The sequence below is a fragment of the Polynucleobacter sp. UB-Raua-W9 genome (assembly GCF_018687435.1).
In the GTDB taxonomy this organism is placed as follows: domain Bacteria; phylum Pseudomonadota; class Gammaproteobacteria; order Burkholderiales; family Burkholderiaceae; genus Polynucleobacter.
Genome location: NZ_CP061290.1, coordinates 126,605 through 150,944, shown reverse-complemented (window position 1 = coordinate 150,944; position 24,340 = coordinate 126,605). Strand labels below are relative to the sequence as shown.

Genomic DNA, 24,340 nt, shown 5'->3' with positions numbered 1-24,340 from the left:
TTAGACTAAAACCTCAGCTTTACGGCTTTGCTTAGTCTTTAATCCCAGCTCTGCCAATAGCTCACGGTCCTCTTCCGCCTCTGGATTGCCGGTAGTGAGTAATTGCTCGCCATAGAAAATAGAATTCGCGCCAGCCAAGAAGCACATTGCCTGAACGGCCCGTCCAAGCGCTTGACGACCAGCAGATAAGCGCACACGGGCCTTAGGCATGGTGATGCGCGCAACTGCAATGGTTTTCACAAATTCAAGCGGGTCTAAAGGCTTCTGGTCTGCCAAGGGTGTACCTGCAATAGGTACCAGATGGTTGATAGGTACGGACTCAGGATAAGGACTTAAATTAGCCAAGCGGGCAAGGAAAGCCGCCCTTTGCTCACGCGACTCACCCATTCCGACAATCCCACCACAGCAAACAGACATACCGGCAGCACGCACATTGGAAATCGTATCAAGCCGATCTTGATAGCCGCGCGTAGAAATCACTGAGCGATAAAAATCTTCGCTGGTATCAAGGTTATGGTTGTAAAAATCCAGGCCGGCCTCTTGTAATGCCTGGGCTTGATCAGCCTCCAACATGCCTAAGGTGGCACAAGTTTCAAGCCCTAGAGCCTTTACACCCTTAATCATCGCTGCCACCTTTTCAATGTCGCGATCTTTGGGCTCGCGCCATGCAGCGCCCATACAGAAACGATTTGAACCGGCTGCTTTTGCAGCCCTAGCAGCTTCCAAAACCTCTGCCAAGCCCATCAGTTTCTCGGCCTTAACGTCGGTGTCATAGCGAGCAGCTTGCGGACAGTAGCCGCAATCCTCAGGGCAGCCACCGGTCTTAATGGACAACAAAGTAGCCAACTCCACATCACCCTCAGGGAAATTGACCTTATGAGTCTCTTGAGCTTGTAGCATTAATTCATTGAAAGGCATCGCAAAGAGTGCCTCGATCTGGGTAACAGTCCAATCGCCAGAGGCATCAACCTCTTTACGTAAATTAGCCTTAGATTTAACTAAGGTAAGCGGTTTTTCAGCAGTTTGGGCGTCCAACATAGGCAAATTCCAGAAAATAGATCAATTCAAGGCATAAACATAACAGATACATGCCGGAAATTGGAAAAACTAGTGGTCAAATATCAAACATGAAGGTTATTACTGATTTAAATCAACCCACTCTCGTTGATCGTAGCCTCACTGCCGTTTGGCACCCCTGCACTCAGATGAAACATCATGAGTCTTTTCCGCTGATTGCCATCACAAAAGGGCGGGGTCCATGGCTATATGACGAAAAAGGCAATGCTCTACTTGATTGCATTAGCTCCTGGTGGACCAATTTATTTGGCCACTCCAACCCACAGATTAATCAAGCAATAACGAATCAGTTAGAAAAAATTGAGCATGTCATGCTGGCTGGGTTTACGCATCCACCGGTTGTAGAGCTTTCTGAAAAACTCTCCACGCTCACGGGTGGAAATTTAGGTCATGTCTTTTATGCCTCCGATGGTGCGTCTGCAGTCGAGATTGCCTTAAAAATGAGTCATCATTTTTGGCAACTTAATGGCAAACCTAAAAAGAAAAAGTTTGTTTGCCTAGAGAATGGCTATCACGGAGAAACACTTGGCGCATTAGCCGTAACCGATGTTGCTATTTTTCGTGAAGCATATGGCTCACTCTTGCAAGATGTGTATACCGTCACATCACCCGATGCGCGCAAAGCAAAATCTGGTGAGAGCGCAATAGATGTTGCAAAACATGCTGCGGCAGAACTAGAAAAATTATTCAAAGAAGAACATCAACATATTGCTGCAATCATCATCGAGCCACTAGTGCAATGTGCAGGGCAAATGGCAATGTATTCACCAGAATATCTTCGCTTAGTAAGAGACTTATGCAATCGCTATGAGGTGCATTTCATAGCTGACGAGATAGCAGTAGGATGTGGGCGCAGTGGCAAGTTTTTTGCCTGTGAGCATGCCAGTATTTGGCCTGACTTTTTAACCTTATCCAAAGGCATCAGTGGTGGCTATCTTCCCCTCTCGCTATGCATGACCACCGATACGATTTACTGTACTTTTTATAGTGATAAAACACAACAGGGCTTCTTGCATTCGCATTCATACACCGGAAACCCACTAGCATGCGCAGCAGCACTAGCCTGCTTAAAGATTTTCGAAGTTGAACATGTTTTAGAAAAAAATATTGCTCGCTCGCAAGATTTAGAGAATGCATTTAGATGGGCAAAAACCGATTCTCGAACAGAGCATTGGCGCCAACAAGGAATGATTTTAGCCTTCGATATTAAAAATGAATACCTCAAGAATGCAAGCATCTTCCCTCGCGAATTATTTGCCAAAGGCATGGAAGAGGGCGTTCTCATCAGGCCCATTGGCAATACGATTTATGTAATGCCCCCATACATCCTATCTACCGAAGAAACCATGCAAATGGGTCAAGCTATCAGACGTGCAATCGAAAAGATACTCACATGACCAGTGCATTTAATGCCCTAAAACTTGCGCAAGAGCAAATTGCAGATTTAGATTTGCAATTACTAAAACGAAAATTGCGCATTACCGAATCCCCCTGCGATACCGATGTAACCATTAGCAATAGGCAGCTTAAGGCCTTTTGTAGCAATGACTATCTTGGGCTTGCCAATCACCCAGACCTCATTAAAGCGCTAGCGCAGGGTGGTGAAAAATATGGGGTAGGTAGCGGCGCTTCGCATTTAATCAGTGGTCATAGCGCTGCGCATGAGTTTCTTGAAAAGCAGCTGGCTTCTTTTCAAGAAAAACACATTCCCAATGCTCGCGCCTTATTCTTTAGTACTGGCTACCTTGCTAACCTAACAGCCATAACAGGCCTTGCTAGACTTGCCCAGCGTGGCGATCTGAGTATTTATTCGGCGAAGCTGAATCACGCATCACTGATTGATGGCGTTCGCTTGGCTAGCACACAAACCAATGCCGTAGTTCACTTGTTTGATCACACTCAGCTTACTTCTTTAACTGATACTCTTAAAAAAGATACTAAGTCTCTCAAGCTGATTGTGGCAGATGGAGTCTTTAGTATGGATGGTGATCTGGCGCCTGTTAAAGAGTTACTTCATATAGCAGAGCAATATGATGCCTTATTGATGGTAGATGACGCACATGGTTTTGGGGTACTTGGCAAACAGGGTCATGGCATCCTGGAGCAAGAGGGCATTCAATCTGATCGCATTATTTATATTGGGACTTTAGGTAAAGCTGCCGGAGTAAGCGGTGCTTTTATTTGTGCACAAGATTCTTTTATTGAATGGCTGATTCAAAAGGGTAGGCCTTATATCTACAGCACTGCAACCCCGCCCGCTATTGCGCATACCTTACTTAAAAGTCTTGAAATCATCGAAAGCGATGAGGGTGCAAAGCGTCGCGCGCAACTATGTGACCTCATTACCATTTGGCAAGATGAAATGACCTTCTCAGATTGGAAAAAAGTTTCTTCTTGTACACCAATTCAGCCGGTCATTTTGGGCGGCAACGCTACTGCACTCTTGGCGGCAAAGTTATTGGATGAAGCGGGTTACTGGATTCCGGCAATTCGTCCGCCAACAGTACCTCTTGGCAGTGCTCGTTTACGGATTACCTTTTCAGCAAACCATAGCGTTAATGAATTACGCAAACTCATCATGACTCTGAAAAGGATCGAGCAGCAAGTGAGTGAGAAAGTAAGTCATGACTAAACTAACCGGCTACTTTGTAGTAGGTACTGACACTGAGGTTGGAAAAACGCTTATTAGTGGTGCACTCATTCTCAAGCTACGCAAGCAAGGTAAGCAAGCTATCGGTTTTAAACCTGTAGCTGCTGGCACATATCAAAGTGCCAATGGCGATCTTCTCAACGAGGATCTAGAAACTTTACGCATTGTTTCCCAACTTGCGCCTGGCCAATTAAATTTATGCCCTTATGTTTTAGACATGCCAGTTGCACCCCATCTGGCCGCGGCAAATACGGGCACTACTCTTGACCTTGATACGATTATTCGAGCACTTAGTGAGGTTCAAAAACACAGCGATTGCATTATTGTGGAAGGGGCCGGTGGATTCTTAATTCCCTTGAATGAGCATGAAGATCTAGGCAATTTTGCGCAACAAATTGACCTACCAATCATCTTGGTAGTTGGTATGAAATTAGGTTGCATTAATCACGCCCTTCTTACCCAAGAGGCGATCAAAGCTCGTGGCTTGAAAATTGCAGGATGGGTTGCCAATTCCTTATCGAGCGAGATGCCTCTTCTAAAAGAAAATATCGCTACTTTGCAAAAAAAAATGGATGTGCCTTTTTTAGGATTGATTCCCTCTTTGCCAAAAGCGCTTCTAAAATTAAATAACAACCCTTATTCAATAGAAGCGCTTGATTTTGCTGCACAGCACATCCAAATAATGAGCAATTAAAGTCCCTATGGCAAGCCCTAGAGTGCAACTAATGGGACTTTCAGATAAGATGAAGGAATGCATTTACCCTCTGAAATCCTTGATTCTGCAGAAGCTATTCAAGACATTCGTCGCAATATTCATGCTCATCCTGAATTACGCTTCGAAGAGAATCGCACAGCCGATTTAGTTGCAGAAGCACTTTCTAGCTGGGGGATTACTGTTTATCGAGGCATGGGCAAAACAGGTGTTGTCGGTCGCCTAGACGGTGAATTGGGTTCTGGAAAAATGATTGGCTTGCGTGCCGACATGGATGCACTGCCATTACAAGAACATAATCATTTTGAGCATACCTCACGCAACGCCGGAAAAATGCATGCCTGCGGTCATGATGGTCACACTGCCATGCTTTTAGGAGCAGCGCAGTATTTATCAAATCATCGCTATTTCAAAGGCAGCGTTATTTTTATATTCCAGCCTGCTGAAGAAGGTGGCGCTGGTGCTAATGAAATGATTAAAGATGGACTCTTTAAACAATTTCCCTGCAATGCTGTTTTCGGTTTACACAATTGGCCAGGCTTAGCCGAAGGACACTTTGGCGTGACCTCGGGCCCGATGATGGCCTCTAGCAATACTTTTGAAATTACCATTACAGGCAAAGGTGGTCACGCCGCGCTTCCTCACAATAGCGCTGATCCGCTACTCACTGGAGCGCAAGTGGTGTTGGCACTGCAAAGCATCATTACTCGCAATAAGCGCCCTGTTGATGCGGCTGTGTTATCGGTCACACAGTTTCATGCAGGGGAAACTAGTAATGTAATTCCTGACAGCGCTTTTATCGGCGGGACCATCAGAACATTTACCTTAGAAGTACTCAATTTAATGGAGCAACGCCTGCGGGAGATTACCCAAAATATTGCAAGTGCATTTGATTGCCAAGTAGACATTACTTTCTCCAGAAACTATCCACCATTAATCAATCATGATGCCGAGGTTCAATTTGCTAGTGAGGTGATGGGCGAATTGGTGGGCAAACAAAACGTCAATGCCCATATTGATCCGACAATGGGCGCAGAAGACTTTGCTTTTATGTTGCTCGAGAAACCGGGTTGCTATGTGTTTCTGGGCAATGGGGACGGTGATCATCGGGCCGTTGGCCATGGCATGGGCCCATGCCATCTTCACAACCCTTCTTACGACTTTAATGATGCCTTGATTCCAATAGGCGTGAGCTATTGGGTAAAACTAGCGCAACGCTACCTCGAGAAAACCTAGATCTCTCGCGAAATCTTTACATTTAAGAGTTGGTAAATTTAGCTGGGCGTTTTTCTATAAATGCAGCCATACCTTCTTTTTGATCATTCGTTCCAAAACAAGCATGGAACAAGCGACGCTCAAAATGAATACCTTCTGAGAGCGTGGTTTCGTAAGCAGTATTCACCGCTTCTTTCACCATCATCGATGTTAGTAGCGGCATATCAGCAATCTCTTTAGCGATGGCTTTCACTTCCTTCATTAAATCTGCTTTTGGAAAAATACGTGACACCAAGCCAGAGCGCTCAGCCTCTGCGGCATCCATCATGCGCCCGGTCAAGGCCAAATCCATCGCTTTGGCTTTCGATACCGCGCGAGGCAAGCGTTGTGTGCCACCAGCGCCAGGAATGATTCCTAACTTCACTTCGGGTTGTGCAAACTTGGCGTTATCGGCAGCCATAATGGTGTCGCACATCATCGCCAGCTCACAGCCACCGCCAAGCGCATAGCCAGAGACTGCCGCAATTACCGGCTTACGAACTTTTCTAATCTCTTCCCAGTTGCGAGTAATAAAGTCACCGCGATAGACTTCCTGCAAACCATACTTAGCCATAGATGCAATATCAGCACCAGCAGCAAACGCTTTCTCACTACCAGTAATGATGATGCAGCCAACATTGTCATCAGCATCAAAACTAAGCAAAGCAGCACCTAGCTCATCCATTAATTGATCATTTAATGCATTGAGAACCTCAGGACGATTTAAGGTAATGATGGCAACTTTGCCATCCACTTCAGTCAAAATTGTTTTGTAGCTCATCAATTTCTTTCTCTTCAATATCCGTCAATTAACGTGGTAACAATAACCACATCTTGCCATTTTGTTTCATACGCCCTGCGGTTTCTCCTGCGGCCTCACCCGAACCCCAATAATAATCAGCCCTGACGCCACCTACAATCGCTTTACCAGTATCTTGTGCCATCACGAGCTTTTGCAAGGATTGATTACTTAAAGGCTTAGTAGTAGCCAAAAATACAGGTGCGCCCAATGGCAGAGCTTGTAAATCAACTGCAATGCTGCGTTCACCTGTTAATGGAACACCAAGTGCGCCATTAGGGCCTAGATCAGCATCAACATTGCTAGGCAACTCTTTAAAGAAAACAAAACGTGGATTAGCATTGAGCATTTCATTCACTCGATCTGGATTACGCTTAGCCCACTGAGAAATGCCCTGCATGGTGGCCTCACTGCGAGTAATCTCTTTGCGATCTAATAACCATTGTGCAAATGATTTAAAAGGCTGCTCATTAGTACCAGCAAAACCTAAACGCAATACGCGACCATCTTGCAGGCGAATTTTTCCTGAGCCCTGAATCTGCATAGATGCAGCAGCAACAGGATCTTGTACCCACGCGATTTCAGACCCTTGCAAAATCCCTGAGCTCATGAGTTCAGCTCGTGTTGGCCCTGGATTCGGTTTTGATTTTTTCCAAGCATTCGGATAGGCATAGAGCGGCACGCTGTAAGTGCTAGTGCGGGTTTGCGACCCATTCATTACTGGCTCGTAGTAACCCGTAATTAAACCTGTTTCGCTTCCAGCGCTATTGCGAATTTCATAAGCCTGGAAATTGCTTTCAAAATATGAGCGAATCGCTTGAGTATCACGAGCTGATACGTTAGCAGTTTGCGCACACACCTGGCGCCAATTCACCTCTCCGCTTCGCTTACGTAATGCATCACAACTTTTTAACCACGCCGGCCAAGCTTGTGACAAGTCATCATCTTGCCAACCGGGTAAAGCTTGCCAAGAAACTACATTAAAGCTAGCTATTGATGAGCTATAAGACGAGGGAGCTGCTCCAGAGCTGCTAGATCGATAGCCGGCGCTTCTGGTGGGTGGTGTCGAGCATCCAGCAACTAGGCTCGTAATCAGAATAGCGAATACACTTACTTCAAATAATTTAAATTTAGAAATCATGATCGCCAATTTACTCGATGAATACCCAATGCTGCTCTTTGTCATTGAAGGGGCTATTGCTTTGGGGCTATTGCTATTTATTGTCCTATGGACGGGCAAAGGGAAAAAATAGTTTTTCCAAGCCCCCCCTAATGGAGGGTTCGGGGCATCACCAGAGCAAATTCAGGGATTGGCGCCTGAAAAATCTGTGCTTCCTCGGTAACGCAAAAATATTCGCCTCGCATGGTTCCTGCTGGAGTGGGTAAAGTGGCCCAGCTGGTGTACTCAAATTGCTCCCCAGCGCGCAATAACGGTTGTTGCCCAACTACCCCTAAGCCACGGACCTCTTGGACATCATTATCCCCATCCGTGATGAACCAATGGCGGGCAATCAACTGAATACTGGCCGGACCAGTATTGCGAATGGTAACCGTATAAGCAAAGGCAAATTGGCGGTTATCGGGGTCAGATTGCTCTGGAAGGTACTGGGCTTTGACCGTAATGCTCATTTCATGGGGATTCATCCTCGAATTCTGCTCCATCCCAAGGCCAACTGCAAGCTAGAATCTAGGGATGGAAAGCCAAAAATCATCCTCAAATCGTGAATTCTTCATTGCCCCCTCCATTCTGTCGGCTGACTTTGCCTGCTTAGGCAAAGAAGTTCAGGATGTTCTTGCGGCTGGTGCTGATTGGGTTCACTTTGACGTGATGGATAACCACTACGTTCCTAACCTCACTATTGGTCCATTAGTTTGTGAGGCGATTCGTCCGCACGCCTTAAAAAATGGCAAGCCTGCAGTGATTGATATTCACCTCATGATTGAGCCCGTAGATCGCATCGTGCCTGATTTTGCAAAAGCTGGCGCTAATTTAATTAGCTTTCATCCCGAGGCTAGCCCGCACGTGAACCGCACGCTGAATTTAATTCGTGATCAAGGCTGTCAAGCAGGTCTCGCACTTAACCCTGCAACGCCACTAGATCATTTAGATCACACCTTGGAATTGCTCGACTTAGTTCTGCTCATGTCTGTCAATCCAGGCTTTGGTGGTCAATCCTTTATTCCAAGCACTCTTCATAAGATTGAACAAGTTCGCGTACGTTTAGATCGCTATGAAGCAGAAACAGGTCGCCATATTCGCCTTGAAGTTGATGGTGGAATCAAAGTGGATAACATTGCGCAAGTTGCCCAAGCAGGTGCCGATACTTTTGTTGCTGGGTCAGCTATTTTTGGAAAAGAAAATTACGCTCAAGTGATTGAGGCAATGCGCGCTGAGTTAGGAAAGACTGGAAAATCCTAATGCAGCGCGAAGAATTTAATGCCCTAGCAAAGCAGGGTTTCAATCGCATTCCCCTTGTGAAAGAGGTTCTTGCTGACTTAGAAACACCACTCTCGCTTTACGTCAAAATAAGTCAAGCGTTTGGCAAGAAAAACACTTACCTTTTGGAATCAGTTTTGGGAGGCGAGCGCTTTGGCCGCTTCTCGTTTATTGGCTTACCTGCCAAGACTATTGTCAGAGCGGTTGGCACTCCAACTTCACCGTTAAATGAAGTGCTTACTGATGGCAAAGCAGTTGAGACCAATACTGATAATCCACTAGATTTTGTAGATGCTTATTTCAAACGTTTTAAGGTTGCAGTTCAACCAGGTCTACCTCGTTTTTGTGGTGGTCTTGCTGGTTACTTTGGTTATGACACCGTTCGCTATATCGAAGCGCGTCTAGCGAAACATGATTTACCGGATGAACTCGGCGTGCCGGACATTCAACTCATGCTAACCGAAGAGTTAGCTGTGATTGATAACGTCGCTGGAAAGATTTACTTCATTGTTTATGCCGATCCAAGCATTCCTGATGGCTTTGAAAAAGCACAAGATCGCTTAAAAGAATTACTCACTTGTCTTAGTAAACCGGCGAATATGCCTGCATCATTGCCAAGTGCAAAAACTGATCTAATTCGTAAATTTAAGGCTGCGGATTTTGAAGATGCAGTTCGTAAAACCAAAGAATATATTTTGGCTGGTGACTGCATGCAGGTTGTGATTGGCCAACGAATTAGCAAACCATTTACTGACTCACCATTAGCTCTCTACAGAGCGCTCCGCTCACTGAATCCTTCGCCCTATATGTATTTCTATGATTTTGGTGATATGCAAATTGTGGGCTCATCTCCAGAAATTCTGGTTCGTCAAGAAAAACGTGCCGCAGAAAAAATTGTGACGATTCGCCCACTTGCTGGCACCCGTCCACGAGGTGCTAACCCAGAAGAAGATGAGCGCTTAGCCAAAGAATTGCTTGCAGACCCCAAGGAAATTGCCGAACACGTCATGCTAATTGATCTTGCTCGCAATGATGTTGGCAGAATTGCCAAAACGGGATCTGTCAAAGTCACTGATTCCATGTCGATTGAAAAATATTCTCATGTGCAGCACATTGTGAGTTCAGTAGAAGGCGATCTTTTAGAGAACATGAGCAATATGGATGTCTTACGAGCCACCTTCCCAGCAGGAACGCTTTCTGGTGCACCTAAAATTCGTGCCATGGAAATTATTGACGAAATGGAAATTGTGAAACGTGGCGTTTACGGCGGCGCAGTAGGTTATCTATCCTTCTCAGGGGACATGGATGTGGCAATCGCCATTCGTACTGGAGTGATTCGTGAGGGCATGCTGCATTCCCAAGCAGGTGCCGGTGTTGTGGCCGACTCAGATCCTACTGCCGAATGGAAAGAAACTGAAGCCAAGGCACGCGCAGTTCTGAGCGCCGCAGAATTGGTACAAGGAGGACTCGATGCTCCTAATGATTGATAACTACGATTCTTTTACTTATAACCTCGTGCAGTATTTTGCTGAGTTAGGTGAAGAGGTCAAAGTACTTCGCAATGATGAAATCGCGGTAGAAGACATTGCGAAGCTCAACCCGGCGCGTATTTGCATCTCTCCTGGGCCATGCAGCCCAGCTGAAGCTGGCATATCAGTGGCGACCATCAAATGCTACGCAGGACAGATTCCGATTCTCGGTGTATGTCTTGGACATCAAGCGATTGGTGAAGCTTTTGGCGGAAAGGTCATTCGTGCGCAGAAAGTCATGCACGGTAAGACTGACTCAATTCACCACACGGGTGTGGGTGTCTTCAAAAACTTACCGTATCCGTTCAAAGTTACTCGCTATCACTCACTCGCTATTGAAAAGAGTTCCTTACCAGCGATGCTAGAGGTAACTGCCACATCTTCTGATGGAGAGATCATGGGTGTGCGCCATCGCGAACTCGCTGTTCAAGGCGTGCAATTCCATCCTGAGTCCATTCTTTCTGAGCATGGTCATGCACTGCTCAAGAATTTCTTACTGAATAAGTAAACAGCACTATGCCAATTACTCCACAAGAAGCACTGCAACGCTGCATCGAACATCGCGAACTCTTTCATGATGAAATGACTGCAATGATGCGACTCATCATGAGTGGCGAAATGTCGCCTGAATTAGTTGCCGGGCTATTAGTAGCTCTGCGTACTAAAAAAGAGACTGTTGGAGAAATTGCTGCTGCTGCACAAGTCATGCGTGAATTTGCAACCTCAGTTAAGGTGGAAGATCGCACACATCTAGTTGACGTTGTGGGTACAGGGGGCGATGGCGCACATACCTTCAATATTTCCACTGCAGCGATGTTTGTTGCTGCAGCCGCTGGAGCCAAAATTGCTAAGCACGGTAATCGTAGCGTGAGCAGTAAATCTGGTAGCGCTGATGTACTTGAAGCTCTGGGTGTAAATCTAGGACTTTCCCCAGATCAAGTTGCCAAATGTATTGCTACTGTAGGTGCCGGCTTTATGTTTGCGCCCAACCATCACCCCGCCATGAAAAACGTGGTGCCCATTCGTAAGCAATTGGGTGTACGGACGATTTTTAATATCTTGGGGCCACTTACCAATCCTGCTGATGCAAAACGAATCTTGATGGGCGTATTTCATCCTGATCTTGTTGGCATTCAAGCCCATGTGCTGCAAGCCTTAGGCATGGAACACGCCCTGGTGGTTTATGGTTGCGATGGCCTCGATGAGATCTCCCTAGAGGGTTCTACTCTTGTGGGTGAACTTAAGAATGGTGTTGTCCGCGAATATGAAATCCACCCTAAAGACTTTGGATTGAATACCGCCCTCACGAATAGCTTCAAAGTAGCCAATGCGGAAGAATCAAAACAAATCGTATTGGATGTAATCGATAACAAACCAGGCGCGGCGAGTGATATTGTGTGCCTCAATGCAGGCGCAACTCTTTATGTTGCCGGTGTCGCTAAAGATATCGCTTCTGGGGTAGAAATGGCCAAAGCCGCAATTTCATCTGGGGCCGCACGCAAGAAGCTAGACGCATTTGTTGCAGCAAGCCAATCTAAATGAAACCCATGAGCGACATTCTCGGCAAAATTGTTGCAACCAAGAAGATTGAGATTGCAAACAACCTTAGGCAGGTCTCACTTGGGAACCAACGTGATATTGCCGAATTCAATAACAAAGATGCTCAGCTAAAGCCGCGTGGCTTTATTGCCTCAATTGAACAAAAAATCGCTGCCGGCAAAGCTGGCGTGATTACCGAAATTAAAAAAGCGAGTCCCAGCAAAGGAATTCTTCGAGAAAATTTTAAACCCGCAGAAATTGCTCAGTCTTATGAAAAGCATGGCGCCGCCTGTTTATCAGTGCTTACTGATATTGAATACTTTCAGGGCTGCAATGCCTATCTCCAAGAGGCCAGATCTGCTTGCAGCATTCCAGTACTTCGTAAAGATTTCACCATAGATCCATATCAAGTTTATGAGGCGCGTGCAATTGGTGCAGATGCAATTCTCTTAATCGCCGCCTGCTTAGAGATGAATCAAATGAAGGAGCTTGAGGCTTGCGCTCACGAGCTCGGCCTAGATGTTTTAGTTGAAGTCCACAATGCGCCAGAACTAGAGCAAGCACTTGAGCTTAGAACGCCTTTACTTGGTATCAATAACCGAAATCTCAAGACATTCGAGGTAACACTACAAACCACGCTCTCACTTCTAGCCATGGTTCCAAAAAATAAGACTTTGGTAACTGAATCAGGGATATTGGGCCGTACTGATGTGCAACTGATGCGCAACAATCAAATCAATGCATTCTTAGTTGGTGAAGCATTTATGCGAGCAGCCGATCCAGGAGCAGCTCTTCGCGAGTTATTTTTCTAAGCTACTTTAAGCAAGCTAGAGAATGCATCGATTATGAATGCTTTTTATAACTAATTTCGTTTGAAAAAGTGATGCTTAGGGAATACACTAGCCCTATAGCTAATAGCCCTTAAACTGGATTAAATACTAATAAATTATGGCCATACCGAAGCCCTCATCTTATCTTCGCTTTCTCAGTTTAATCGATGCTTTAGATCGAATTAACCCCGGCAAGAAACTCGATGCCATTGAAGAAAACTTATTAGATAAGATTGTTAACTGCGCACATTCAAAAACCCCTCTATTAGTGGGTGATTTAATTTCACTTTCAGATCTGGGTTCTCAAGCAACATTACATGGCCGCTTGAAAAACCTGAGTGCTATGGGCTACATCAAAATGGCATCAAATGCTGATGGGCGCAAGAAGGAGGTAGTGCCAACAAAGTTGGCCCTCAAGCGCTACGAAGAAATTTCGAAATGTCTTGAGAAGGCAGTGAAGTCGGCTTAAGTTTGTTTAAGTTCTAATAAAAAAGCCCTTATTGAAAGGGCTTTTTTATTAGTCAAAGATATATCGACTGCTTAAACATTGAACAAGAAGTTCAATACATCCCCATCCTTAACAACATATTCCTTGCCTTCAGCGCGCATCTTGCCAGCCTCTTTAGCTCCAGCCTCACCCTTAAATTGAATGAAGTCATCATAAGCAATAGTTTGCGCACGAATGAAGCCGCGCTCAAAGTCTGTATGAATAACGCCAGCAGCCTGCGGCGCAGTATCGCCTTGATGAATAGTCCAGGCGCGCACTTCTTTAACCCCGGCTGTAAAGTAAGTTTGCAAACCAAGCAATGAGTAGCCAGCACGAATAACGCGATCTAAGCCAGGCTCCTCCATGCCCAGGTCAGCCAAGAATTCTGTTTTATCGACATCATCCAAATCAGCAATCTCTGCCTCAATTGCTGCACAAACAGCAACCACTGGAGCCTTTTCTTTTGCGGCGTGTTGCTTTACTGCTTCAAGATGTGGATTATTAGTAAAGCCATCTTCCTTGACGTTTGCAACATACATTGCTGGTTTAGCAGTGATTAAACACAATGGCTTAATCAATAGAAGCTCTTCCTCGCTCAAATTCAGACTCCGCACTGGTAGCGCTAAATCAAGGTGAGCCTGGACTTTAGTAAGGACTGCAACCAAGGCTGCTGCCTCTTTGTCGTTACCAGACTTGGCAGCCTTACTAGAACGATTGAGTGTTTTCTCAACTGTTGCTAAATCTGATAGTGCCAATTCCGTATCGATCACACCAATATCGGCGATAGGGTCAATCTTGCCTGCGACGTGAATCACATTCGGATCCTCAAAGCAACGAACCACATGGGTAATTGCATCCGTTTCTCGAATATTGGCTAAAAATTGATTTCCGAGACCCTCACCTTTGGAGGCACCAGCTACCAAACCTGCAATATCGACAAACTCGACTGCGGCAGGCAGGATGCGCTCAGGCTTCACAATCTCAGCCAAGGAGGCTAGACGGGGGTCAGGAACCTCAACCACGCCTACATTGGGCTCAATCGTGCAGAAAGGATAGTTTTCCGCTGCGATTCCAGCTTTGGTAAGCGCGTTAAAGAGGGTAGATTTGCCGACGTTAGGCAGGCCGACGATGCCACATTTCAAAGACATAGCTTTATTGTAAAGGGCCTGGTTTCGATATCATCGAGTTATGTCAGAAGTTTACGCAAATAGCCCACCAAATTCCCCTACGCATTCGGCTAAAACCCGTTCTGTAGACGTTGTCGTAGTTGGCGGAGGTATTGCTGGCAAGGCCTGCGCGCTAGGCTTAGCCCAACTTGGCCTCAAAACCATTGAAATCGCACCTGATCTTGGTCAGGCCACGCCAAGCCCTCAGGGCCATCAATGGGGTAAACGTATCTATGCTTTTTCGCCCAGCAGCCAAAAACTGTTAGCTCATTTACAAATTTGGGATGCGCTAGATCACAGTCGCATGCAGTCAGTGCGCGATATGCGTATCTACGGTGACCGTGGTGAAAAAGATGATCAGCTTCACCTGTCTGCCTTCGAAGCAGGCACTCCGCAATTAGCCTGGATTGGCGAATCTAACCTCATTGAACACACGCTCGATCAAGCATCCCGTTTTCAAAATAAGTTGGAACGCATTAGTGATGCTATTGAAAGACTAGAAGTTGATGCTGATGGCGGTACGCTACATCTAAAAAATGGTGAGGCCATTCGTGCACAACTCATTATTGCTGCTGATGGCGCCAACTCTCCTATTCGCGCATCACTTGGCATCACTACCAGCGAAGAGAGCTACTCCCAAAGCGCTGTAGTTGCCAACTGGAATTGCACTTACCCTCATCTTGAAACAGCCTTTCAGTGGTTCTTACCCGGCGGCGATATTGTGGCGATGCTCCCCTTGCCCGGCAAACAACTATCAATGGTGTGGTCAACCTCCCCTGAGCATGCGATAGATTTATTAAAACTAGATCAAATCCAATGGCAAGAGCGATTTAGCTCGATTGCGAACGGTGCCATTGGCAAACAATTAGGTAAGCTCACCCTCAACTCGACCCCGGCGGCCTATCCACTAAGGAAGATTCAGGCTAAACGGTTTATTGGTCCAGAAGTAACGCCTAAAGTTATCCTTATTGGCGATGCGGCTCATGTGATGCACCCCCTGGCAGGGCAAGGCCTCAACTTGGGCTTGCGCGATGTTGCTGTCTTACTCAACATTCTTGGTAAACGCGAATCTTTCCGCTCACCAAGCGATGTAGTATTACTGCGTCGCTACGAGCGTCAACGCCAAGGTGATACAAGCGCACTCTTGTGGGTCACCGACAAACTCAAGAAACTATTTTCTGCAAGCAGCAATACTGAACAACAACTACGTAACTGGGGCCTTGGCTTAGTTAATAAAAGCCATTTTATTAAACAGCGCCTCATTGAACGCGCTCTAGGAGACATTGATTTTGATTAACTTGTTATCAGCACTAGCTTTTATCTCCTCCATCCTCCTCTTCACTGGTTCTGCGAATGCACAAGTTGAACAGCAAATCAAAATGGAGATACAAAAAAAGCTGGGTACAAATGTAAAAGTGAGAGGCGTGTCAGCAGCGCCAGTTCCAGGCTTGTATGAGGTATTGGTTGGTAATGAAGTTTTTTATACGGATGCCTCTGGGAAATATTTAATTCAGGGTGAAATCATTGAATTAGCGACTGGCAAAAATATTACTGAGCAAAGGCAGGCTGATATAAATCGCATTAAGTGGACTGACTTAAATCAAGCTAACGCTATCAAAACTGTGCGCGGTAATGGCAGCCGTCAGCTAGCTGTATTTTCGGATCCTAATTGTGGCTACTGCAAGCGTTTAGAAAAATCCCTGCAACAATTGGATAACGTTACCGTATATACCTACCTCGTTCCCATCCTGTCGCCCGACTCAGCCCAAAAATCAAAACAAATTTGGTGCTCATCAGATCCATACAAGGCATACATCGACTGGATGATTAACGGCATCAGCCCAAGTGGTAAAACTGATTGCGCTACTCCACTTGATAAGAATGTCGTTTTTGCAAAAACCTATGGCATCACAGGAACACCCACTCTTTTCTTTACTGACGGCAGCCGCTTCCCTGGCGCAGTTCAGATTGGTGATATTGAAAAGAAATTGAGTTCACTGAAATAAACATCATGAATACAGCAGATCTTCCAGAAATTCAATACACCGTATGGCCGGCAGACCTTCATGGTCATCGCTACCAAGTGAAGCTGCACATTGTAAATCCTGACCCAGAAGGGCAGATATTGCAGATGCCAACATGGATTCCGGGAAGCTATTTGATTCGAGACTTTAGTAAGCAGATTGAATCGATTGAGGCCTATTCAGTGAGTACAAAGAAAAAGCTTCCTTTAGAGAGACTCAATAACGATCAGTGGCGCTTACCAAAGGAAAATAGTGCAATTGAAGTGATCACGACGGTATATGCCTATGATTCCTCCGTACGCGCTGCTTATCTTGATACTGAACGCGGGTTCTTCAACGCAAGCAGCCTATGTCTTGAGGTCATAGGTCAAAATAATACGCCTTGCTCGCTTGCTATTGCGCCACCAGACGCCAGCTTTGCAGAGCATTGGTCAGTGCAAACAGGTTTAAGGGAAGCGAAAACCGACGAGCGTGGATTTGGTTTTTATCTTGCACAGAATTATGATGACCTTCTTGATCACCCCGTTGCCATGGGTGAATTTCAGATGGTTCGCTGGGAATCAAATGGCATTCCACACAGTATGGCGATTCAGGGATGCATTAATACAATTGACGCAAGGCGCCTTGCACAAGACTTGCAAGCTATTTGTTCTTGCACGATTAATTTATTTGACCCTAAAACTAATCAAGCTCCATTTGCAAACTATCTCTTTCTAGTCAATGCGGTACTGAATGGCTATGGTGGACTTGAACATCGCAACAGCACAGCACTACTATGCCGCCGCGACCAGATTCCGCAACAAGATGCACCGCTTGATGAAACTGTCTATCGTGAGTTTTTAGGTTTATGTAGTCATGAATATTTTCATGCCTGGTTAGTCAAGCGCATTCAGCCAAGAGCATTTCAGCCTTATGATTTAAGCAAGCGCAATCACACTGGCTTGCTTTGGCTGTTTGAGGGCTTTACTAGTTACTATGATGATCTCCAGCTGTTACGCAGTAAACGCATTGATCTCAAAACTTATTTAGGGCTAGTTTCTAATAATTGGAATAGCATCCTTCGCGGTCCAGGAAGACATAAACAGAGTCTGACAGATAGCTCGTTTGACGCCTGGACCAAGTATTACCAAGCAGATGAAAACACCCCTAATGCAGTAGTGAGTTACTACAGTAAGGGCGCCCTATTTGCGCTAGGTCTGGACCTACAAATTCGGACCTTCTCAAAAAATAAGAAATCACTAGATGACCTCATGCGTTTAATTTGGCAAAGACATGGCGTCACACTCGACGGTATTGCCGAGGATGGCTTAGATAGTTTGGTTGATGAATTACTTGGGGTTGGTTTTTTGAAAACCTGGACCGACATGAAAGCACGCTATATTTTTGGCACAGAAGATATTCCAATTCAGAAATGGATCACCTCTAAGTTAATTTCAGTAAAACAAAAAACGCACTCCAAATTAGAGAAGATCAAGCTGCAGCTTGGAATGCGACATTCCGATACCAATGGATGGCTAAAAGTAACGCATGTCTTGGATGGCGGAGCCGGACAGTTAGCGGGCCTGGCACCTGGTGATCTTCTTGCTAGTATCAATGGTCAACGCGTCACCAATACACGCCTAGATAAGATTCTTGCTGGCCTTACTGAAACGCAAAATATTCACTTTTGCTTCTATCGCGATGATTTAGAACATGAGCGCATCGCAAGCTTGCACGCAAGTCAACTACCTACGCAATATGAGCTCATCGCCAATAGCGCGAACTCTTAATTTCATAGATGTCCACTTTTTCTAAAGACGACATTCCGGGAGATTGGCGCAAATTACTGGGTGATTATTTTGACTCTACCGCCTGGCAAGAATTAGAAACCAATTTACAATCCGCCCTTGATGTAGATCCAAAAATCATCCGGCCAGAGCCGAGTCATTTTTTTCGAGCATTTGAATTAACTCCCGTTGAATCTGTTAAGGCTGTGATTCTGGGGCAAGACCCTTATCACTCACCGGGCCTTGCTCAGGGCTTGGCGTTCTCAATTCCCGCGAGTATCCCCATTCACTCTCGAGAATTTCCAAGCTCCTTACGCAACATTAGCAAAGCACTTGCTCTTGAGGGATTTGGTCACCTACCCAATGGTGATCTCCATGCCTGGGCAAAGCAAGGAGTGCTGCTTCTCAATACAGCCTTAAGTGTGAGATTAGGTGAGGCAGGTAGCCACGCTAACCTTGGCTGGAAGAGTTTGATCGATCGACTCATTTCTGCTTTGGCTGCACAGAGGCCGCAATTAGTTTGGATGCTCTGGGGCGGACACGCACAATCTAAATTACCGTTGATTGAATCTGGTATCGATCAATTCATTTTGCAGTCTTCCCACCCCTCTGGTTTAGGTGTTTACAAAACAGACAAGCCTTTTTTAGAGCCAGGGGCAAGAGCTAGCTGCGGGCATTTCAGCAAAACCAATAAATGGCTTAGGGAGCTGGGTAAAAAAGAAATTATTTGGGTTGGTGGAGCACCCCAGACAGACCTATTTGGCAAAAGCTGAGTAGATGCACCCCACCAGGCAAGAGGCAAAAATGGCACTTAGCCACTCCAACATCTGGCCAGGCTGAAAAAATCCCAAGTACTGGCCTAGGTATGAGCTCAGCAAGGCAGATATAAAGCCCATAAGCACCGCCAACAGAAGCTTTACCAGATTTGGCCCACTGGCTTGGCCTGGGTAAAAGATCCAGGCAGAAGCCCCAGAAACACCTCCAATTAGCAGAAAAGCTAAAAACCCCATTGATACCTCCATTAATGCCGTCATCAAATCTATAATCGCCATTATGAAGTTGTTGACACTCGGCATCAATCATCACACAGCGCCGGTCGCCATTCGGGAAAAGGTCGCCTTCGACCCTGAATTTCTTCAAGAAGCGTTGCATGATTTACGCCAACATTTGCTTGGCGCGAATCAGGCCGGGCTGCCTGAAGCTACGATTTTATCAACCTGTAACCGCACTGAGGTGTACTGCGCGGCAAATGATGCCAGCGCTGCCGACCTCCTTCATGAAGCCACTTTTGATTGGCTTTCTAAAACTCAACAGCTAGCTCCAAGTAGCCTTCAACCCCATATTTATTCCTTGCCACAATCTGATGCGGTTCGCCATGCTTTTAGAGTTGCTTGTGGATTAGATTCTATGGTGATTGGCGAAACTCAGATTTTGGGTCAAATGAAAGATGCGGTTCGCACTGCAAATGATGCAGGCGTGTTGGGAACCTATCTCAATCAACTTTTTCAGAAAACATTTGCTGTTGCTAAAGAGGTTCGTGGCTCTACTGAAATTGGCACGCATTCAATTTCAATGGCCGCTGCATCTGTTCGCCTTGCGGAGCGCATTTTTGAAAAGATCGCTGATCAGCGCATTTTATTTATTGGTGCTGGGGACATGATCAGCTTATGTGCTACACACTTTGTAGCACATAAGCCCAAAAATGTTGCAATTGCTAACCGGACTATTGAACGAGGCCAAGAATTGGCAGACTCCATCTCTGCGCAAGCTATAGAAGCCGAATCATTCAAACTCTCTGAGCTTCCAGGGCGTCTTCATGAATTCGACATTATTGTTTCCAGTACTGCCTCATCTTTACCTATCATTGGTTTAGGCATGGTGGAGAGCGCTCTTAAACAGCGCCGCCATAAACCGATGGTGATGATAGATCTTGCGGTTCCCCGTGACTTTGAGCCAGAAATCTCACGACTAGATGATGTGTATCTCTACACTGTAGATGACCTCGGCGTCATGATTCAGACTGGCGCTAATTTACGTCAAGCTGCGGTAAGTCAAGCTGAAGCCATCATTGAAGATCGCGTTGGCAACTTTATGCATTGGATGCAAGGACGCAATGCCGTGCCCATCATTCAGGATATTCAGCTGCAGGGTGAACGCTTAAGACAGCTTGAATTAGAACGTGCCATGAAACGCTTAATGCGTGGCGATGATCCACAAGAAGTACTGAATGCAATGGCTCAGGGATTAACCAACAAATTCTTGCATGGTTCTCTTCATGCATTACAACACTCCAATGGCGCTGAGCGTGATGCTCTGATTAAGCTCTTACCCAAACTATTTGCCTCACATACTAAGCCAGAAGATCATTAGATGAAGCCCAGCATGCGGGCTAAGCTAGATCATCTAGACACGCGCTTAGCCGAACTTAACTCCCTTTTAACCTCCGAAGAAGCCACCAAGGATATGGATGCTTATAGGAAGCTCACGCGCGAACATTCTGATATTGCTTCGGTTGTTGAGCAATTTGGTCTATACAAGCAAGCCGAGGCAGACGCACAAGCAGCAGAGGAAATGCGCAAGGATCCCGAAATGAAGGATTTTGCTGACGAAGAACAAAAGCAGGCTTTAGCCACCATGGAAGATCTTGCGGGAGCCCTACAAAAGCTCTTATTACCAAAAGACGTGAACGATGAGCGAAATGTCTTCCTAGAAATTAGAGCAGGCACTGGTGGCGATGAAAGTGCGCTGTTTGCAGGTGACTTATTGCGCATGTATACCCGCTTTGCAGAACGTCAAGGCTGGAAAGTAGAAGTGGTTAGTGCCGCTGAATCTGATTTCGGTGGTTATAAAGAGGTTGTGCTTCGCTTAGTTGGCCAAGCAGTGTACTCACGGCTGAAATTTGAGTCAGGCGGCCACCGCGTGCAACGCGTTCCCCAGACAGAAACTCAAGGACGCATTCACACATCAGCTTGTACTGTGGCGGTGATGCCAGAAGCAGATGAATTGGAAGCAGTAAAAATTAATCCCGCAGAGTTACGTATCGACACTTTCCGCGCCTCTGGTGCGGGTGGTCAGCACATCAACAAAACCGATTCTGCAGTTCGTATCACCCACTTACCGACTGGTACTGTAGTGGAGTGTCAAGATGACCGTAGCCAACATCGTAATCGTGAGCAGGCAATGAAGGTACTTGTGTCACGAATTATGGATGCACGCGAACGAGAGAAGCATCAGCTAGAGGCGCAAACCAGGAAATCCTTAATTGGCTCGGGCGATCGCAGTGATCGCATTCGCACCTATAACTTCCCACAAGGAAGAATTACCGATCACCGCATCAATCTGACGCTCTATAAGATAGATGCCATGATGGATGGGGATATTGATGATCTCTGCAATGCATTGGCATCTGAACACCAAGCAGAATTGCTTGCAGCACTGGGTGACAACTAAATCTGTGAGTGAAGATTTAAGCCTACGCTCCTTGCTGAGGGCCTCAGCACTTGCCCCTAATGAAGCCAAAATTTTGATGGCCTACATTCTTGAAAAGCACTACCAACTTCCACGCTCTGCCTTACTATCGCACGATGATTTAGGGCTTAATAGCCAGGCACTGGATGAGTGGAAGAGATTTGAGTCTAAGAGACTTCAGGGTGAACCGATTGCCTACCTTGTTGGCAAAAAAGGTTTTTACAATATCGAGTTATCTGTTGCTCCAGGTGTTCTAATACCGCGCCCTGAAACCGAGCTTCTGGTTGAAATTGGTCTGCGAGAAATTAAACGCTTGCAGGGTTCAGCATCAGTATTAGATTTAGGAACGGGGTCTGGAGCCATTGCTCTAGCAGTTGCACATTCAGCCCCTCATGTATTAGTAACAGCCGCCGATCATTCAGCCGAAGCTTTAGCTATTGCAAAAACCAATACCATACTTTTAGGTCTTGAAACTCAAGTTCAATTAATTGAGGGTAACTGGTATGAGGCTTTAAGTGATGAGAATCGCTTTGACATCATTCTGAGCAACCCGCCCTATATCAACAGCCAAGATCCCCACTTAAAACAAGGTGACTTGCGCTTTGAGCCCATCTCAGCGCTTACCGATCATGCTGGTGGACTGAGCTGCCTAAAAACAATTATTGATGGCGCTAAAGATCATCTCAATCTCAATGGCTTAATCGCTGTTGAACATGGCTTTGATCAATCGGATGCTGTCCTTGATCTGATGAAATCCGTTGGTCTATGTGATATTCAAACGCATTTAGATTTAGCGGGACATCGCCGAGTCGCCTCCGGTAGAAATTCAGGCGGGTAATGAGGCTTTAAATAACCTTTTTCCGCATATAGTCTTAAAATCTACCCAAGAGAATTGCAAACCCTTTTTACAGAATTACTGCTCGTTAAGAAAGAATTTATGGATACACAAGCCCAAATCAAAGAAATCGTTACCAGCCACCCAGTTGTACTCTTTATGAAGGGAACGGCGCAGTTTCCTCAGTGCGGCTTCTCTGGTAATGCTATCAATATCTTACGCGCTAGCGGTGTTGAAAAACTCCATACCGTGAACGTATTAGAAGATGCCGAAATCCGCCAAGGTATTAAGGAATATGCTAATTGGCCAACGATTCCTCAGCTCTATATCAATGGTGAGTTCATTGGCGGCTCAGATATCCTGACTGAAATGTTCCAGTCTGGTGAGCTGCAAAAATTAGTCAAGGCTTAAGTCTCTTCCATTTGCCCGTGACTTTTGATCTAAGCTCACTTCTGCTGTTTGGCCTGCCATTTGCTTTATGTGCAGGCCTTTTGGTTTATGCGCTGAACTTACGCTCTGCTCTAGCACGAACAGAGCAGCAAGCCCAAACAGAAGCAGCTCTTGCGATTGGTCTGCGGACAGAACGTGACCAAGCCCTACAGAATGCTATTGGACTTGAAGCAGAGTTAGACTCTGAGCGCAAACAGGGACTCGGAAGAATCGAGTCTCTCAATGAGGCCAAAGAGGCCCTCACAAACCAGTTTAAGAATCTAGCTAATGAGATTTTAGAAGATAAATCGAAGCGCTTTACCGAGCAAAATGCAGCAAGCCTAGATGCGCTACTAAAGCCACTACAAACTAAGCTTACTGAGTTTAAAGAGCAGGTAAGCACCTCTTATGGCAACGAGGCTCGCGAACGCTTTGCCCTTAAGAGCGAGATCGAGCGCTTAGCCAATCTCAATCTACGCATGTCTGATGAAACACGTTCTTTAACTCAAGCCCTTAAAGGCGATTCAAAAGTGCAGGGCAATTGGGGCGAGCTTGTTCTGGAGTCAATCCTCGAATCTTCTGGCCTACGCAAGGGTGAAGAGTATGTGGTGCAAGATAGTCATACTCAATCCGATGGATCTCGTCTTCAGCCTGACGTTGTCATTAAACTTCCTGAAGGCAGAAGTCTCGTGGTTGATAGCAAGGTATCCATTACTGCTTATGCAAGACATGCTGAGACTACTGATCCAGCTGTGGCAGAGCAAGAATTGGCAGCACACATCCAATCATTACGCCAACATATTCAAGGCCTTTCTGGAAAGAACTACAGCTCGCTATATGGCACTGGCTCAGTCGATTTTGTCTTGATGTTTGTGCCAATTGAGCCGGCATTTTTATTGGCACTAAAGACTGCGCCCAATCTCTATCAAGAAGCTTTAGCCAAAAATATCGTTTTGGTTTGCCCAAGCACTTTAATGGCAACCTTACGGACTGTGGCTCATTTATGGAGACAGGATCAACAAAACCGTAATGCACTTGAAATTGCAAAACAATGTGGCAATCTGTACGACAAGTTTGTGGGTTTTGTAGAGGATTTAGAGAAGCTTGGGCAACGTTTAGATCAAGCCCAAACCAGTTATCACGACGCCTTTAATAAACTGAAGTCTGGTAAAGGCAATCTCATTCGCTCTGCTGAGAAGGTTCGCGAGCTAGGCGTCAAGCCTAGCAAAAATTTATCCATGCCATTGATTGAATCTTCTGCAGATTCTGAATAAATCGCTATAAAGCAAAGCCCCGCCTAGTTCTGACCAAGCGGGGCCTTATTGAAAACCTACCTCT

The 24,340-nt window shown here is 45.8% G+C and carries 24 protein-coding genes; 19 read left to right on the top strand and 5 right to left on the bottom strand.

All coding sequences use genetic code 11. The features are described from left to right. Positions 1-1,038 (bottom strand): biotin synthase BioB, encoded by a 1,038-nt coding sequence (gene bioB, locus AOC07_RS00845; RefSeq protein WP_215357758.1) that lies wholly within the window; start codon positions 1,036-1,038, stop codon positions 1-3. A gap of 89 nt (positions 1,039-1,127) precedes the next feature. On the opposite strand from bioB, the gene bioA reads away from it, so the two are divergent. The 4 genes from bioA to AOC07_RS00825 are packed head-to-tail and all read left to right on the top strand — an operon-like array spanning position 1,128 to position 5,675. Beyond that, complete coding sequence (gene bioA / locus AOC07_RS00840; protein ID WP_251371681.1) at positions 1,128-2,474, top strand: adenosylmethionine--8-amino-7-oxononanoate transaminase; 1,347 nt, start codon at positions 1,128-1,130, stop codon at positions 2,472-2,474. Further along, the gene (locus AOC07_RS00835; protein WP_215357755.1) at positions 2,471-3,709 is read left to right on the top strand and encodes an 8-amino-7-oxononanoate synthase; all 1,239 of its coding nucleotides are present in this window, start codon (positions 2,471-2,473) and stop codon (positions 3,707-3,709) included. Before bioA ends, AOC07_RS00835 begins: the two co-directional genes overlap by 4 nt. Further along, positions 3,702-4,421 (top strand): dethiobiotin synthase, encoded by a 720-nt coding sequence (bioD, locus tag AOC07_RS00830; RefSeq protein WP_215357754.1) that lies wholly within the window; start codon positions 3,702-3,704, stop codon positions 4,419-4,421. The genes AOC07_RS00835 and bioD overlap by 8 nt, the downstream gene beginning before the upstream one ends. 57 nt (positions 4,422-4,478) lie before the next feature. Then, positions 4,479-5,675, top strand: coding sequence for a M20 aminoacylase family protein (locus tag AOC07_RS00825; protein ID WP_215357753.1), 1,197 nt, complete (start codon positions 4,479-4,481; stop codon positions 5,673-5,675). 22 nt (positions 5,676-5,697) lie between these two features. Here AOC07_RS00825 and AOC07_RS00820 read toward each other — a convergent pair whose 3' ends face one another. From AOC07_RS00820 to apaG, 3 genes are all read right to left on the bottom strand, one after another. Beyond that, positions 5,698-6,474, bottom strand: coding sequence for an enoyl-CoA hydratase (locus AOC07_RS00820; RefSeq protein WP_215357752.1), 777 nt, complete (start codon positions 6,472-6,474; stop codon positions 5,698-5,700). Positions 6,475-6,502: 28 nt separating this feature from the next. Then, positions 6,503-7,678 (bottom strand): murein transglycosylase A, encoded by a 1,176-nt coding sequence (locus tag AOC07_RS00815; protein WP_371816719.1) that lies wholly within the window; start codon positions 7,676-7,678, stop codon positions 6,503-6,505. A gap of 83 nt (positions 7,679-7,761) precedes the next feature. Continuing rightward, positions 7,762-8,136 carry a Co2+/Mg2+ efflux protein ApaG gene (gene apaG, locus AOC07_RS00810; protein WP_215293523.1) on the bottom strand — a complete coding sequence of 125 codons (375 nt, stop codon included), beginning with the start codon at positions 8,134-8,136 and terminating at the stop codon, positions 7,762-7,764. A gap of 49 nt (positions 8,137-8,185) precedes the next feature. On the opposite strand from apaG, the gene rpe reads away from it, so the two are divergent. From rpe to AOC07_RS00780, 6 genes are all read left to right on the top strand, one after another. Further along, positions 8,186-8,911, top strand: coding sequence for a ribulose-phosphate 3-epimerase (gene rpe, locus AOC07_RS00805; protein ID WP_215357751.1), 726 nt, complete (start codon positions 8,186-8,188; stop codon positions 8,909-8,911). Beyond that, positions 8,911-10,416, top strand: a complete 1,506-nt coding sequence (gene trpE, locus AOC07_RS00800) for an anthranilate synthase component I (protein WP_215357750.1) — start codon at positions 8,911-8,913, stop codon at positions 10,414-10,416. Before rpe ends, trpE begins: the two co-directional genes overlap by 1 nt. After that, entirely contained in the window at positions 10,400-10,966 is a 567-nt protein-coding gene (locus AOC07_RS00795) for an aminodeoxychorismate/anthranilate synthase component II (RefSeq protein ID WP_215357748.1), read from the top strand. The genes trpE and AOC07_RS00795 overlap by 17 nt, the downstream gene beginning before the upstream one ends. A gap of 8 nt (positions 10,967-10,974) precedes the next feature. Further along, a complete protein-coding gene (gene trpD / locus AOC07_RS00790) occupies positions 10,975-12,000 on the top strand; it encodes an anthranilate phosphoribosyltransferase (protein WP_215357747.1) in 1,026 nt (341 codons plus the stop codon). A gap of 5 nt (positions 12,001-12,005) precedes the next feature. Then, positions 12,006-12,809 carry an indole-3-glycerol phosphate synthase TrpC gene (gene trpC, locus AOC07_RS00785; RefSeq protein WP_215357746.1) on the top strand — a complete coding sequence of 268 codons (804 nt, stop codon included), beginning with the start codon at positions 12,006-12,008 and terminating at the stop codon, positions 12,807-12,809. 136 nt (positions 12,810-12,945) lie between these two features. Then, complete coding sequence (locus tag AOC07_RS00780; protein ID WP_215357745.1) at positions 12,946-13,296, top strand: hypothetical protein; 351 nt, start codon at positions 12,946-12,948, stop codon at positions 13,294-13,296. Between the two features lie 71 nt (positions 13,297-13,367). Here the strand turns inward: AOC07_RS00780 and ychF are convergent, their stop codons facing one another. Then, positions 13,368-14,462, bottom strand: a complete 1,095-nt coding sequence (ychF, locus tag AOC07_RS00775) for a redox-regulated ATPase YchF (RefSeq protein ID WP_215357744.1) — start codon at positions 14,460-14,462, stop codon at positions 13,368-13,370. A gap of 40 nt (positions 14,463-14,502) precedes the next feature. Between ychF and AOC07_RS00770 the strand changes: the two genes are divergently transcribed. The 9 genes from AOC07_RS00770 to rmuC all read left to right on the top strand — a co-directional run bounded on the left by AOC07_RS00770 (position 14,503) and on the right by rmuC (position 24,276). Continuing rightward, positions 14,503-15,777, top strand: a complete 1,275-nt coding sequence (locus tag AOC07_RS00770; protein ID WP_215357743.1) for an FAD-dependent monooxygenase — start codon at positions 14,503-14,505, stop codon at positions 15,775-15,777. Then, positions 15,770-16,486: a DsbC family protein gene (locus tag AOC07_RS00765; protein WP_215293514.1), complete on the top strand. Its 717-nt coding sequence runs from the start codon at positions 15,770-15,772 to the stop codon at positions 16,484-16,486. The genes AOC07_RS00770 and AOC07_RS00765 overlap by 8 nt, the downstream gene beginning before the upstream one ends. Positions 16,487-16,491: 5 nt before the next feature. Next, positions 16,492-18,273 carry a M61 family metallopeptidase gene (locus tag AOC07_RS00760; RefSeq protein WP_215357742.1) on the top strand — a complete coding sequence of 594 codons (1,782 nt, stop codon included), beginning with the start codon at positions 16,492-16,494 and terminating at the stop codon, positions 18,271-18,273. A gap of 8 nt (positions 18,274-18,281) precedes the next feature. Beyond that, positions 18,282-19,043 carry a uracil-DNA glycosylase gene (locus tag AOC07_RS00755; protein WP_215357740.1) on the top strand — a complete coding sequence of 254 codons (762 nt, stop codon included), beginning with the start codon at positions 18,282-18,284 and terminating at the stop codon, positions 19,041-19,043. Positions 19,044-19,323: 280 nt separating this feature from the next. After that, on the top strand, positions 19,324-20,640 hold the full coding sequence (hemA, locus tag AOC07_RS00750; RefSeq protein WP_215357738.1) for a glutamyl-tRNA reductase: 1,317 nt from the start codon (positions 19,324-19,326) through the stop codon (positions 20,638-20,640). After that, a complete protein-coding gene (gene prfA / locus AOC07_RS00745; RefSeq protein ID WP_215357736.1) occupies positions 20,641-21,720 on the top strand; it encodes a peptide chain release factor 1 in 1,080 nt (359 codons plus the stop codon). A 4-nt stretch (positions 21,721-21,724) separates the two neighbouring features. Next, a complete protein-coding gene (gene prmC, locus AOC07_RS00740) occupies positions 21,725-22,576 on the top strand; it encodes a peptide chain release factor N(5)-glutamine methyltransferase (protein ID WP_215357734.1) in 852 nt (283 codons plus the stop codon). 99 nt (positions 22,577-22,675) lie between these two features. Further along, on the top strand, positions 22,676-22,984 hold the full coding sequence (grxD, locus tag AOC07_RS00735) for a Grx4 family monothiol glutaredoxin (protein WP_215293508.1): 309 nt from the start codon (positions 22,676-22,678) through the stop codon (positions 22,982-22,984). A gap of 17 nt (positions 22,985-23,001) precedes the next feature. After that, positions 23,002-24,276, top strand: coding sequence for a DNA recombination protein RmuC (rmuC, locus tag AOC07_RS00730; RefSeq protein WP_215357733.1), 1,275 nt, complete (start codon positions 23,002-23,004; stop codon positions 24,274-24,276). Positions 24,277-24,340 lie beyond the last annotated feature (64 nt).

Excerpts from the sequence above, each read along its gene's own strand:
- bioB (WP_215357758.1), bottom strand. The coding sequence starts at position 1,038 with ATGTTGGACGCCCAAACTGCTGAAAAACCGCTTACCTTAGTTAAATCT.
- bioA (WP_251371681.1), top strand. The coding sequence starts at position 1,128 with ATGAAGGTTATTACTGATTTAAATCAACCCACTCTCGTTGATCGTAGC.
- AOC07_RS00835 (WP_215357755.1), top strand. The coding sequence starts at position 2,471 with ATGACCAGTGCATTTAATGCCCTAAAACTTGCGCAAGAGCAAATTGCA.
- bioD (WP_215357754.1), top strand. The coding sequence starts at position 3,702 with ATGACTAAACTAACCGGCTACTTTGTAGTAGGTACTGACACTGAGGTT.
- AOC07_RS00825 (WP_215357753.1), top strand. The coding sequence starts at position 4,479 with ATGCATTTACCCTCTGAAATCCTTGATTCTGCAGAAGCTATTCAAGAC.
- AOC07_RS00820 (WP_215357752.1), bottom strand. The coding sequence starts at position 6,474 with ATGAGCTACAAAACAATTTTGACTGAAGTGGATGGCAAAGTTGCCATC.
- AOC07_RS00815 (WP_371816719.1), bottom strand. The coding sequence starts at position 7,678 with ATGACAAAGAGCAGCATTGGGTATTCATCGAGTAAATTGGCGATCATG.
- apaG (WP_215293523.1), bottom strand. The coding sequence starts at position 8,136 with ATGAATCCCCATGAAATGAGCATTACGGTCAAAGCCCAGTACCTTCCA.
- rpe (WP_215357751.1), top strand. The coding sequence starts at position 8,186 with ATGGAAAGCCAAAAATCATCCTCAAATCGTGAATTCTTCATTGCCCCC.
- trpE (WP_215357750.1), top strand. The coding sequence starts at position 8,911 with ATGCAGCGCGAAGAATTTAATGCCCTAGCAAAGCAGGGTTTCAATCGC.
- AOC07_RS00795 (WP_215357748.1), top strand. The coding sequence starts at position 10,400 with ATGCTCCTAATGATTGATAACTACGATTCTTTTACTTATAACCTCGTG.
- trpD (WP_215357747.1), top strand. The coding sequence starts at position 10,975 with ATGCCAATTACTCCACAAGAAGCACTGCAACGCTGCATCGAACATCGC.
- trpC (WP_215357746.1), top strand. The coding sequence starts at position 12,006 with ATGAGCGACATTCTCGGCAAAATTGTTGCAACCAAGAAGATTGAGATT.
- AOC07_RS00780 (WP_215357745.1), top strand. The coding sequence starts at position 12,946 with ATGGCCATACCGAAGCCCTCATCTTATCTTCGCTTTCTCAGTTTAATC.
- ychF (WP_215357744.1), bottom strand. The coding sequence starts at position 14,462 with ATGTCTTTGAAATGTGGCATCGTCGGCCTGCCTAACGTCGGCAAATCT.
- AOC07_RS00770 (WP_215357743.1), top strand. The coding sequence starts at position 14,503 with ATGTCAGAAGTTTACGCAAATAGCCCACCAAATTCCCCTACGCATTCG.
- AOC07_RS00760 (WP_215357742.1), top strand. The coding sequence starts at position 16,492 with ATGAATACAGCAGATCTTCCAGAAATTCAATACACCGTATGGCCGGCA.
- AOC07_RS00755 (WP_215357740.1), top strand. The coding sequence starts at position 18,282 with ATGTCCACTTTTTCTAAAGACGACATTCCGGGAGATTGGCGCAAATTA.
- hemA (WP_215357738.1), top strand. The coding sequence starts at position 19,324 with ATGAAGTTGTTGACACTCGGCATCAATCATCACACAGCGCCGGTCGCC.
- prfA (WP_215357736.1), top strand. The coding sequence starts at position 20,641 with ATGAAGCCCAGCATGCGGGCTAAGCTAGATCATCTAGACACGCGCTTA.
- grxD (WP_215293508.1), top strand. The coding sequence starts at position 22,676 with ATGGATACACAAGCCCAAATCAAAGAAATCGTTACCAGCCACCCAGTT.